Source organism: Pseudoduganella lurida, assembly GCF_007830455.1.
Taxonomy (GTDB): Bacteria; Pseudomonadota; Gammaproteobacteria; order Burkholderiales; family Burkholderiaceae_D; genus Rugamonas; species Rugamonas lurida.
This window is the reverse complement of the sequence record NZ_VLLB01000005.1, coordinates 159,559-172,039: the sequence shown is the minus strand read 5'-3', so window position 1 is coordinate 172,039 and position 12,481 is coordinate 159,559. Positions and strand designations below refer to the sequence as shown.

General features: G+C 69.3%; 9 protein-coding genes. All 9 read left to right on the top strand.

The annotated features are described in order from the left end of the window. Positions 1 to 189 precede the first annotated feature (189 nt). The 9 genes from IP91_RS15555 to IP91_RS15515 all read left to right on the top strand — a co-directional run bounded on the left by IP91_RS15555 (position 190) and on the right by IP91_RS15515 (position 12,277). Positions 190 to 2,040 carry a CHASE2 domain-containing protein gene (locus IP91_RS15555; protein ID WP_158643155.1) on the top strand — a complete coding sequence of 617 codons (1,851 nt, stop codon included), beginning with the start codon at positions 190 to 192 and terminating at the stop codon, positions 2,038 to 2,040. An 8-nt stretch (positions 2,041 to 2,048) separates the two neighbouring features. Further along, entirely contained in the window at positions 2,049 to 3,260 is a 1,212-nt protein-coding gene (locus IP91_RS15550) for a tetratricopeptide repeat protein (protein ID WP_145649995.1), read from the top strand. Between the two features lie 55 nt (positions 3,261 to 3,315). Next, positions 3,316 to 3,645, top strand: a complete 330-nt coding sequence (locus IP91_RS15545) for a VanZ family protein (protein WP_371860623.1) — start codon at positions 3,316 to 3,318, stop codon at positions 3,643 to 3,645. A 9-nt stretch (positions 3,646 to 3,654) separates the two neighbouring features. Further along, complete coding sequence (locus IP91_RS15540) at positions 3,655 to 4,410, top strand: Crp/Fnr family transcriptional regulator (RefSeq protein WP_145649993.1); 756 nt, start codon at positions 3,655 to 3,657, stop codon at positions 4,408 to 4,410. 124 nt (positions 4,411 to 4,534) lie between these two features. Then, the gene (locus IP91_RS15535) at positions 4,535 to 5,335 is read left to right on the top strand and encodes an ABC transporter permease (protein ID WP_145649992.1); all 801 of its coding nucleotides are present in this window, start codon (positions 4,535 to 4,537) and stop codon (positions 5,333 to 5,335) included. Then, complete coding sequence (locus IP91_RS15530; protein WP_145649991.1) at positions 5,332 to 6,570, top strand: ABC transporter ATP-binding protein; 1,239 nt, start codon at positions 5,332 to 5,334, stop codon at positions 6,568 to 6,570. Before IP91_RS15535 ends, IP91_RS15530 begins: the two co-directional genes overlap by 4 nt. Next, positions 6,567 to 8,003 carry an FkbM family methyltransferase gene (locus IP91_RS15525; RefSeq protein WP_145649990.1) on the top strand — a complete coding sequence of 479 codons (1,437 nt, stop codon included), beginning with the start codon at positions 6,567 to 6,569 and terminating at the stop codon, positions 8,001 to 8,003. The genes IP91_RS15530 and IP91_RS15525 overlap by 4 nt, the downstream gene beginning before the upstream one ends. Positions 8,004 to 8,040: 37 nt before the next feature. Further along, positions 8,041 to 11,043 carry a glycosyltransferase gene (locus IP91_RS15520; RefSeq protein WP_145649989.1) on the top strand — a complete coding sequence of 1,001 codons (3,003 nt, stop codon included), beginning with the start codon at positions 8,041 to 8,043 and terminating at the stop codon, positions 11,041 to 11,043. Further along, a complete protein-coding gene (locus tag IP91_RS15515; protein ID WP_158643154.1) occupies positions 11,033 to 12,277 on the top strand; it encodes a glycosyltransferase family 4 protein in 1,245 nt (414 codons plus the stop codon). Before IP91_RS15520 ends, IP91_RS15515 begins: the two co-directional genes overlap by 11 nt. Positions 12,278 to 12,481: the final 204 nt, after the last annotated feature.

Here is a 12,481-nt window from a genome sequence, read left to right as displayed (position 1 = left end):
CCCGACACCCGAACTGTAACGCACAGGAAATACCACACGCATGGCTGTTACGCGATGTTACCAATGAAGGCTTATAGCGTGGAACGCCCGCCACACATGGCCGGCGCCGGGCCGATGGGGCGGCGCGGAGAGGGTGCGGGGGTTATACTTATAGGTTATGCGAAACATTTTGCGCTCCCCAGCCCGTCGATGAAGCTCCTGCGTGCCTCCCGTCGCGACGGTGCCGCCGCCCTGCTGGCGCGCTGGTGCGTGGCTGCGTTCGCAGTCGCAATCGCGGCGGCGGCACAGTGGCCCGGCGCCACCCTGCCCGGCGACGAACGCCTGCGGGACGTGATCGTGCGGGCCCAGGCCAGCCCCGTGCCGGAAGAACGGCTGGTGGTGGTCGATATCGACGAGGCCAGCCTGCGCCGCGCGGGCGCCTGGCCCTGGCCGCGCGACCGGCTGGCGCACATGGTGGAAAACCTGGTGGGGCCGTATGGCGCGCGCGTGGTCGGGCTGGACATCGTGCTGCCCGAGCGGGCCGACGCGGCGGGCGACGAGCGGCTGGCGCTGCTGGGCCGGTTCGGCCCGCTGGTGCTGCCGCAGTCGTTCGTGTTCGACGGCAGCGGCAGCCTGCAGGTCGGCACGCTGGGCGGCGGACGGCCGGCTGCCGCCGGCGATGCGGTGCCGGCGCGGGGCTTCGTGGCCAACCATGCCGGCCTGGCCGGTGCGGCGCGCTTCGGCAATATCGGCTTCCTGCCGGACATGGACGGCATGCTGCGCCGCCTGCCGATGCAGACCTTCTACCAGGGCCGCACCTACCCGGCCCTGTCGCTGGCGATGCTGGGTGGCGCGGTGGCGGGTGCCGGGCCGGTGGCGGGCATGCAGAGCGGCCATGGACTGCGCCGCATTCCCTACGCCCGGCAGCTGGAAGCCTACACGGTGGTGCCGGCGGCGGACATCCTCGACCTGGCCGTCCCGGCCGAATGGCTGCGCGACAAGTACGTGCTGATCGGCTCCTCCGCGCTGGGCCTGGCGGACCGGGTGGCCACGCCGCTCAGCCCGAACACGAGCGGGCTGCTGGTGCATGCCGAGGCGCTCACCGCGCTGCTGGACGTGCGCGACGGTAGCGCGCCGGCTCCCTGGCCCGGCCGGACCGTGGCGGTGGCATTCGCCGCGCTGCTGGCCGGCCTCACTTTATATACGCTGCCGCGCCTGGCGGCATGGGCCAACGTGGCGCTGCTGGCCGTGGCCGCGCTGGCGTGGCTGGCGCTGGTGTGGCTGCTGGTGCCGCACGATGCGGCGTTTTCGCCGGTGGGGCCGCTGCTGTCCTGCCTGCTGCTGCTGGCGATCGCCGTGCCGCTCGCCTGGCAACAGGCCCAGCAGCAGTCGCGCAAGCTGCTGGGCACGCTGCGCCAGTATGTCGCCGACGCCGTGGTCGATGAACTATTGCGCAGCAACCTGGCCGACCCGCTGGCGCCGACCCGCTGCCAGGTGACGACGCTGATTGCCGACATGGAGGGCTACACCACGCATGTGGCCTCCCTGCCGGTGGAGCAGGCGGCGCGGCTGACCCGCGACTTCCTGAACTGCCTGACGGGTCCCGTGCTGGATGCCGGCGGCACGCTGGACAAATTCACTGGCGACGGCCTGGTGGCCTTCTGGGGCGCGCCGCTGCCGGTGCCGGACCATGCCGACCAGGCGCTCGGTGCGGCCCTGGCGATCATGGCGGCGCTGGACGGATTCAACGCAGCGCGCAGGGCAGCGGGCCAGGCGCCGGTGCGGGTGCGCATCGGCATCGAGAGCGGCGAGGCGATGGCGGGCGATTTCGGTTCGAGCGCACGCAGCATCTATACTGCCGTCGGCGACAGCGTCAACGTGGCCTCGCGGCTGGAAACGGCAGCGCGCGACCTGCCCTGCGACGTGCTGGTGGGGCCGGGTACGTTCGCCCTGGCGCGCCGGCATGCGCTGGCGCCGGTCGGCCAGGTGGTGCTGCGCGGGCGAGACAGCCTCACGATGCTTTACACATTGACCGCGCTGGCGGCCAAAGGAACGATTTGAAGAACGTCTTGTTTGTCTTGTTGTCGCTGCTGCTCGCGGTGGGCGGGCAGGCCCAGGAAGCGCCGGCTCCCGCCGCGCCCGCGGGCCCGGACCTGTACATGGAAGCCATGCGCGCGCTCGGCGAAGGCCGCATGGCCGACGCCACGGAGGCGCTCGACCGCATGATCGCCGCCGGCCCGGAAAGCCCGGCCCAGTGGCTGGACCTGGCGATGCTGCAGTGCTCGCTGGGCCGGTCCGCCGAGGCGCTCGCGCTGTTCACCCGCATCGAGGCGCAGTTCGACCCGCCACCCGGGGTGCGCCAGCTGATCGAGGAACAGCGCCGGCAGGGCTGCCGCAACAGCCAGCGCGTGCGGCTCTGGTCGGTACAGGCGCAGCGCGGCTACGACAGCAACGTCAACCAGGGCGCGGCCAATCCGGAATTTGCCGCCGGCGACGGCACGCCGCTGCAGCTGCTGCCGGAATACCTGCCGCGCGCCGACCACTACACGGTGGTGGCGGGCGACTACCTGGCCGACCTGAACGAGCGCGGCGACATCGGCTTCGTGCAGGTGCACCTGCGCCGCAACGACCATGTATCCGACTACGACACGCTGTCGCTGCTGGGTGGCGTGGAGCACCCGTGGCGCGCCGGCGGCTGGCGCATGCGCAGCGTGGCGCTGGGCGGCCTGCTGACGCTGGGCGGCCAGCTGTACCAGGAGCAGGCGCAGCTGCAGCTGCGCGCCACGCCGCCGCTGGCCCTGCCGAAGAACGTCGACTTCGCACTGCTGGGCGGCGTGGGCTACTCGCACTACCGCACCCTCAGCAACTTCAACGCTGCCACGCTGGAACTGCGCGGCATCCTCGGCTACCGCGCCAGGCGCGGCTGGGGCCAGGCCAGCCTGGGCTACCTGGACGACCGGGCAACCGGCACGCGGCCGGGCGGCGACCGGGCCGGCTGGAACGTGCGCATGCTGGTGCGCGGCAACCTGGCGGGTGCGCTGGACGGCGAACTCGACTGGAGCCGCCAGCGCTGGCACGGCGACAGCGCCTATTCGCCCGGCCTGATCGACGTGACGCGGCAGCAGCGCACCAGCACGGCCCGCGCCGCCCTCTCCTACGGCTTCGCGGCCAACCAGTCGCTGGTGCTGGAATGGCGCGCCACGCGCAACCACGAAAACATCTCGATCTTCCAGTACGACAGCCGGCAGGTTTCGCTGAACTGGCGCTGGGAAGGCCGCTGATGGGTCTTACATTTGCTTACGTTGTCGGTTTATCCCCATGCTGCCAGAAATGATATTGTTCAGCGTTGCCCTGCTGTGCGTCTTCGCGGGCTGTCTCGTGCCGAACGAATGGCTGCCCACCCTGCCCAACGACAAGCTGCTGCATTTCGTGGCCTACGCGGGCCTGACGCTGCTGGCGGCACGCATCGCGGACGGCTGGGGCCAGTTTGCGTGCTGGGCGGCCGCGCTGGCCGTGGCCGGGTGGCTGGTGGAATGCCTGCAGCGGCTGGTGCCGGGACGGGGCTTCAGCTGGCGCGACCAGCTGGCCAATGCCGCGGGCATCGGCTGTGCGATGCTGGCCACCGGCCTGCTGCGCCAGACCGGCGCAGGCCGCTTCTTTCTGTAATATAGCCAAATGACAACGCATTCCGATCAACCGGTGGCCCCCGAGGTGCCTGCAGCCCAGCCGGTCGACGAGCCCGTGCCGGCCCAGAACGTCCAGGTCCACCTGCGCAAGATTCCCCTGCTGGCCGAGCTCAGCGAGGACGACATGGCCCGCGTGAAAACGCAGCTGCGCTTCCGCCAGCATGCCAAGCGCGACATCGTGCTGCAGAAGGGCGCCGCCGGCGACGGCCTGCTGTTCCTGCTGTCCGGCCAGCTGCAGGTGATCGACGTGACGGAAGACGGCCGCGCGATCGGCCTGCGCATGCTGTCACCGGGCGACTTCTTCGGCGAGATCGCCGTCATCAGCGGCTCGCTGCGCACCGCCTCGGTGGTGGCCATGAGCCCGGTGCTGGTAGCGTTCCTGCCGGCGCCGGCAGCGCTGCACCTGTTCTCGCACGCGCCGTCGGTGGCCAACAAGATGCTGCGGCACCTGGCCGAGAAGATCCAGCGCGATTCGGAATTCCGCTCGCTGCTCTCGATTAACAACACCACGCGGCGCATCTACACCTTCCTGGTGCAGATGAAGAAGAGCCAGCCGGGGGCGCCGGACGTGGTGGAAAACCTGCCGACCCACCAGGACATCGCCAACATGATCAACACCAGCCGCGAAACGGTGACCCGCGCGCTGATGGCACTGACCCAGCAGGGCATCATCCAGAAGGACACGCACCGCCTCATCATCCTCAAGCCGCAGGACCTGCAGAAGCTGGTCGACGGCGCCACCTGAACCCGCCATCCACAGCGATCGCACGGGCGCGTGCAGTATAATCGCGCGCCCCGCTTATGGCCCAAACGACAACAAAATCATCCATGCAACGACCTTTCCCATCCCGCCGCGCCGGAGTCCAGCCATGATCGTGCTGGGCCGGCTGCGCAACATCGCGGCATACCGCGGCTTCATCGCCGGCAGCGTGAAGCGCGAATTCCAATCGAAGTACCGCAATTCCATCCTGGGCGCGCTGTGGACCGTGCTCAATCCGCTGGCGATGATCGTCGTCTACACGGTGATCTTCTCGCAGGTGATGCGCAACCGCCTGCCGGGCGCCGGCTCGGCCTACGCGTACAGCATCTACCTGTGCGCCGGCGTGCTGACCTGGAACCTGTTCACGGAAATCGCCACCAAGGGCCAGAGCGTGTTCATCGATAACGCCGGCCTGATCAAGAAGCTGAACTTCCCCCGCCTGTGCCTGCCGATCATCGTGGTGCTCAATGCGCTGCTGAACTTCGGCATCATCTTCGGCCTGTTCACGCTGTTCCTGCTGGTGTCGGGCAACTTCCCCGGCTGGCCGTTCCTGGCCCTGGTGCCGCTGCTGGCGCTGCAGGTGCTGCTGGCGATCGGCCTGGGCATGGTGCTGGGCGTGCTGAACGTGTTCTTCCGCGACGTGGGCCAGTTCTTCAACATCAGCCTGCAGTTCTGGTTCTGGTTCACGCCGGTGGTCTATCCGGTCACCGCGCTGCCGGAGAACGTGCGACCCCTGCTGCTGTGGAACCCCATGGCGCCGGTGATCATGGGCTACCAGGACATCCTCGTAAAACAAACCCTGCCGCACTGGGGCAGCCTGCTGCCGGCCGCCGTGCTGGCAATCCTGCTGTGCCTGCTGGGCATGCATCTGTTCCGCAAGCGTGCGGGAGAAATGGTGGACGAACTGTGAACGGCCGTATTCATGTCAGCCGGCTTGGCAAAGCCTACAAGCGCTACCCCACCCACCGGGCCCGCCTGCTCGAGTGGATCCTCCCGGGCGGCAAGCCGCGCCACCAGGTGGTGCACGTGCTGCAGGACATTAACTTCACCGTGGAACCGGGCCAGGCGCTCGGCATCATCGGCATCAACGGCGCCGGCAAGAGCACGCTGCTGAAACTGATCACGGGCACGGCCATGCCGTCCGCCGGCAGCGTGCAGATCGGCGGCCGCGTGGCGGCGATGCTGGAACTGGGCATGGGCTTCCATCCCGACTTCACGGGGCGCCAGAACGTGTTCATGGCCGGCCAGCTGATCGGCCTGACGATGGACGAGCTGCACGCGCTGATGCCGGAGATCGAGGCCTTTGCCGAGATCGGCGAATACATCGACCAGCCGGTGCGCGTGTACTCCAGCGGCATGCAGATGCGCCTCGGCTTCAGCGTGGCCACGGCGCGGCGGCCGGACGTGCTGATCGTCGACGAGGCGCTGTCGGTGGGCGATGCCTACTTCCAGCACAAGAGCTTCGAGCGCATCCGTTCCTTCCGCCAGCAGGGCACCACGCTGCTGATCGTCTCGCACGACAAGGGCGCGATCCAGTCGGTGTGCGACCGCGCGATCCTGCTGGATGCCGGCCGCGTGCGCAAGGAAGGCACGCCGGAAGAGATCATGGATTACTACAACGCCATGCTGGCCGACCGCGAAGGCGAGAACGTGCGCCAGGAAGCCGACGGCAATGGCAAGACGCGCACCATCTCCGGCACCGGCGAGGCCACCGTGGCGGCCATCGCGCTGCTCGATGCGGCGGGCCAGCCGGCCGAGGTGCATGGCACCGGCAATCCGGTCACGCTGCGCGTGGAGGTCGACATCAACGCCGACCTGCCCGAGCTGACCCTGGGCTTTCGCATCAAGGACCGGCTGGGCCAGAACATCTTCGGCACCAACACCTTCCACAAGGGCCTGCAGGTGCGCGACCTGAAGGCGGGCCGGCGCCTGGTGTTCGACTTCGCCTTCCCGCTGCGGCTCGGCCCGGGCACCTACTCGGTGGCGACCGCGCTGCACAGCTCCGACAACCACCTGCTGGCGAACTACGAATGGCGCGACCTGGCGCTCGTGTTCGAAGTGATGAACCTGAAACAGAGCTATTTCGAAGGCAGCACCTGGCTCGATCCGCAGGTGGTGCTGCATGAGGGGGCCGCGACACCATGAGCCAAACGACGATGAGCAAGAACATCACCAGCTACGCCGAGAATTTCGAGGACGTGCTGCTGTGGCGCGCGCTGCGCCACCTGCCGCAGGGCTTCTACGTGGACGTGGGCGCGGGCGACCCGCACCGGCACTCGGTCACGCAGGCCCTGTACGACGCCGGCTGGCACGGCATCAACCTGGAACCGGCCCAGGGCCTGCTGCGGCGCCTGCGCATCGAACGCCCGGCCGACATCAACCTGGCCGTGGCCGCCGGTGCCCGGCCTGGCGAAGCGCCCTTCTACGAAACGCCGGGCCAGCCCGATTCCACGTTCGACGCGGCGCGTGCCGAAGCCCTGGGCGCGGCCGGCCGCGACGTGCTGCTGCGTCGCGCCGGCATCGACACGCTGGAAGCGGTCTGCGCAGCCCATGCACCGGCCGTGATCCACCTGCTCAAGATCGACACCGGTGCGCCCGCAGCGGCGGTGCTGGAAGGCTTCGACCTGGCCGGCCGCCGGCCCTGGGTCGTGGTGGCCGATGCCGGCGCCGGCATCGATGCGCAGCTGCAGGCGGCCGGCTATGCGCTTGCCTATGCCGACGGCAGGAACGTGTTCTACACGGCACCCGGCCACGACGACCTGCGCCAGGCGCTGGCGCTGCCGCCCCACCCGGCCGACGGCTTCGTGCTGTGCGAAGGCCACCACTACGCGTTCCCGCTCGACGAATGGCGCACCCGCACCGCCGCGGCGGAAGCCGATGCGGCCGAAGCGCGCGAATGGGCCAAGGCGCACGTGCGCGAATGGCGCGAGAAATACGCCCAGCTGGAACACTTCGAACAGGAGGCCGTACGCCTGCAGGGCGAGCTGGGCGGCATGGCACAACGGGCGGCCAAGGCCGAAGGACAGATCCCGCCGCTCAGCGCACGGGCCGCCCAGGCCGGCGTGGCCGAAGCGCAGCTGGGCGAGAGCCGCAAGGACCTGGCGCAGGTCCGCGCGGAACTGGCGCAGGTCCGCGCGGACCTGGCGCAGCTGCAGACGGCACTCGAAGGCAGCCAGCGCGACGCCGCGGCCGTGCAGCACCAGCTGTGGAGCGTGTACGACAGCACGTCGTGGCGCATCACGCGGCCGTTGCGCGATGGCGTGACGTTCACGCGCCGCGCCCGGCACTGGCTGCGCAGCCAGCCGCACCGCGCACGCCGCGTGGCGGTGCGCATCGTGCGTGGCGTGCTGCGCCGGGGCGTGCTGTTCGTGCTGTCGCGCCCGAAACTGGCGTTCTTCGTGCGCCGCCAGATCAACCGCTTCCCCGGCCTCGTCAACCTGGCGCGGCGCGTGCTGCTGCGCAGCCAGCCGGGTGCCGCCGGTCCCGCGCCGGTACCGGACGTGCCGCCGGCCGCCGCCGCCCACGACCTGCCCGATACCGCGCTGCGCGTGCTGCGCGACCTGCAGCGCCGCAGCTGATCTTCCGCGGCCGTTCCCTTTTACCTGAATCGACTCTATGCGTATCGTACTTGACCTGCAGGCCTGCCAGGGCTCCAGCACCCATCGCGGCATCGGCCGCTATTCGATGGCCCTGACACTGGGCATGCTGCGCCAGGGCGGCAGCCATGAATTCCGCATCGCCGTCAACAACCATTTCCCGGACAGCGTGGCCAACCTGCGCAGGACGTTCGACGGCCTGGTGCCGCAGTCGCACATCAGCGCCTACCAGCTGCCGGACGCGATCTGGGAGCATCAGGTCGCCAATGCCTGGCGGGTGCGCGCGGCCGAGCGCGTGCGCGAAGCCTACCTGGCCGGCCTGGCGCCGGACGTGGTGCACGTCTCGAGCCTGTTCGAGGGGCTGGGCGAGAATGCCTGCGTCTCGGTGCTGCATGAACGGCACCGCCACAACACGGCCGTGACGCTGTACGACCTGATCCCGCTGGTGCGCAAGGAAACCTACCTGACCGATCCCCATGTGGCGAACTGGTACCACCGCAAGCTGCAGAGCCTGAAGAACGCGCAGATCCTGCTGGCGATCTCCGGCCACTCGCGCCAGGAAGCCATCGACGCGCTGCAGCTGCCGCCCGACCAGGTGGTCAACATCTCGTCGGCGGTGGACGACATCTTCGTGCCGAAACAGCTCACGGCAGGCGAAGAGGCCGCGTTGCGCGAGAAATTCGGCCTGCCGCGCCCGTACATCATGTACACCGGCGGCATCGACTACCGCAAGAACATCGAAGGCCTGATCGAGGCCTACTCGCTGCTGCCGGGCGAACTGCGCCGCCAGTATCAACTGGCCGTCGTGTGCAGCGTGCCCGACCATGAGCGCCAGCGCCTGCTGGCCCTGGCCAGTTCGTTCGGCATTCCGGCCGGCGACATGGTGATGACGGGCTTCGTGTCCGACGACGACCTGGTCTCGCTCTACAACAGCACGGCGCTGTTCGTTTTCCCGTCACTGCAGGAAGGCTTCGGCCTGCCTGCGCTGGAGGCGATGTCCTGCGGCGTGCCGACGATCGGCTCGAACAACAGCAGCATCCCGGAAGTGATCGGCCGGGCCGACGCGCTGTTCGATCCGACCAGCGTGAAGGCCATCGCGGCCAAGATGCAGCACGTGCTGACGGACGCGGACTTCCGCACCAGCCTGTGCGAACACGGGCTGGTGCAGGCGAAGGAATTCTCCTGGGATGCCAGCGCGCGCAAGGCGCTGGGCGCCTTCGAGGCGGCCCACGAGCGCCAGATGGCAGCGGCCGCCGTCAGCGTGCCCGTGGCCGGACCGCGCCGGCCGCGCCTGGCCTACCTGTCGCCGCTGCCGCCGGAACGCACCGGCATCGCCGATACTAGCGGCGAAATGCTGCCGGAATTGGCGCGCTACTACGACATCGACGTGATCGTGCAGCAGCAGTTCGAAGTGAACGACCGCTGGATCCTGGCTAATTTCACGCAGCGCAGCGTGGCCTGGTTCGAGGAGAACGCGGCCAGCTACGACCGCATCCTCTACCACTTCGGCAATTCGGCCTACCACGCACACATGTTCGGCCTGCTCGAGCGGCATCCCGGCGTGGTGGCGCTGCACGACTTCTACCTGAGCGGCGCGCTGCACTACATCTCGGCCGCAGGCGGCGACCCGGCAGCCTATCCGGGCGCGCTGTACCACTCGCATGGCTACGCGGCACTGGCGCATGAACGGGATGCAGGCCGCGAAGCCTCGTATTACGCCTACCCGTGCAACCGCGCGGTACTCGACAACGCGGCCGGCATCATCGTCCACTCGGCACACTCGAAGGAGCTGGCGCAGCACTGGTACGGTCCGCAGCGCGCCGACGACTGGCAGCTGGTGGCCCTGCCGCGCCTGCTGCCGGGGCCGGTCGACCGCGCCGCGGCGCGGGCCCGCCTGGGGATCGCCGACGACGAATTCCTGGTCTGCAGCTTCGGCCTGCTGTCGGTCACCAAGTGCAACGAACGCATCCTGGAAGCTTGGTTGGAATCGGCCCTGCACCGGGATGCCAAGTGCCACCTGGTGTTCGTGGGCGAAAACCATGTGGGCCCGTTCGGCGACGCGCTGACGGGCCGCATGGCCGGCCACCCGCGCATCCGCATCACCGGCTTCGCCTCGCAAGAGCTGTACCGCACCTACCTGGCCGCGGCCGATGTGGCGGTACAGCTGCGCACCCGCACGCGCGGTGAGACGTCCGGCACCATTCTCGACTGCCTGTCGTATGCCATCCCCACGGTGATCAACCGCCACGGTTCCGCGGCCGAGATGCCGGAACACGTGGCCATCCGCCTGCCGGATGCCTTCACCACCGAAGAGCTGGCCGAGGCCATGACGCGCCTGCGCTGCGACCCGGAACTGGCCCGCACGATAGGCGATGCCGGCTACGCCTACATGTCCACCGAACACCATCCGGCCCGCGTGGCGCAGCTCTACCACGCAGCCATCGAAGCGTTTGCGCAGGGTGGCCGGCACAGCCATTACGCGGCGCTGCTGGACGGCCTGGGCCACATCGCCTGTCCGATGGCGCCGGGCGAGCAGGACTGGCTGCAGGTGGCCGACAGCATCGCCGCCAACGCGCCGGTGCGCGGGGCGCGCCAGTTGCTGGTCGATGTGACCGGCACGCTCGCGCAGGACGGGCCGGTGACGCCCTTGCTCAAACGCCTGCTGGAGGCACCGGTACCGGGCTGGCGCGTGGAACCCGTGCGGCTGGACGACGGCCGCTACCGCTACGCGCGCGGCCAGGCACTGGCGGTGATCGGGCGGGACGACCTGGCGCTGGGCGACGCAGTGGCCGTGCTGCAGCCCGGCGATGTGCTGCTGGTGCCCGGCACGGACAGCGCACTGCCGGCTGACCGCGCCGTGAGCAACCGCGGCATTGCCCAGTTCACGCTGCTGACGGCGCCGGGCGCCGTGGCCGATGCCGCCGCTGCCACCGCCCTGGCACGGCTGCTGCCGCCCGCCTTGCACGGGCTGGTCGCAGAACTGCCGGCCGCGTTCAGCGAGGGTGCCGAGCATGTTCAGTGACCACCCAACGGGGAATGGTAGCGGGGCCGGCAGCGGGGGCGGCGAGCGGCAGCTGCTGGTCGACCTCTCCGAGCTGATCCGCACCGACGCCCGTTCCGGCATCCAGCGCGCTACCCGCGGCGTGCTGGGCGCCTTGCTGGCGGCCCCGCCGGCCGGCCTGCGGGTGGTGCCCGTCTATGACGCGGATGGATTCTATGCCCATGCGCCGGCAGCCGATGCGGAAGGCCGCTTCGCGCCGGCGGCACCGGGCACGGAACAGCCGATCGCCGTGCGCGCCGGCGACATCTTCCTGGGCCTGGACCTGGCGCCCGAGCAGATTCCACGCAACGCGGCACTGCTGGAGAGCCTGCGCCGCCACGGCGTGCGCCTGTACTTTGTCGTCTACGACCTGCTGCCGGCGCTGCATCCGGAATGGTTCTTTGCCGGTGCCCAGCCCTGGTTCGAGCGCTGGCTCGGCCACGCCGCGCAGCTGGCGGACGGCCTGATCTGCAATGCGCAGGCCACCGTGGACGACCTGGCCGACTGGCTCGAGCGCCATCCGCCGCGCCGGACTGCACCGCTGCGCCTCGGTCATGCCCGGCTTGGCGCCGACCTGCAGGCGACCATGCCCCCGCTGGAAGCGGCACGTGACATGGCACCGGCCGATGGCGCCGTGCTCGATGCCGTGCACGCCCGCCGTACCCTGCTGATGGTGGGCACGCTGGAGCCGCGCAAGATGCATGCGCAGGCGCTGGATGCCTTCGAACTGCTGTGGCAGCGCGGCGTGGAGGTCAACCTCGTCATCGTCGGCAAGCTGGGCTGGAACGTCGAGGGGCTGGCCGAACGTCTGCGCGGGCACCCGCACCGGGGGCGCCTGCTGCACTGGTTGGAACGCGCCGGGGACGAACTGCTGCTGGCACTGTACCGCGATGCCACCGCGCTGCTGGCCGCCTCCGCTGGCGAGGGCTTCGGCCTGCCGCTGATCGAAGCGGCGCAGCACGGCCTGCCCGTGATCGCTCGCGACCTGCCCGTGTTCCGCGAAGTGGGTGGCCCGCACGCCTGGTATTTCGATGCAGGCGACCCTGCTTCCCTGGCCGATGCACTGGAGCGCTGGCTCGATCTGCACGCGCAGGGCATGGCACCCGCTTCGGCCGGCATGCCCTGCCTGACCTGGGCAGAAAGCGCCCGGGCATTCCTCGACTGCCTTGACGGCAACCTGCCCGTTACCGCGCCGTTCCTGTTGCCGCGGGCATAATAAAACCCGCGGCCGCATTTTATTGGCCTCCCTCCCGCTTATTATTTCCATAATCCCGGTGTTATACTGCCGGGTTATCGGTTCCGGCTGCGCGCGCGTTTGCCGGCTTTGAAACTCCGCATGAAACGGCGTATTGCCGGGCGTTTTCCGCCAGGCATGCGGTGATTGAAACCGCTGGAAACCGCCGTGACGGCAGCACGAATA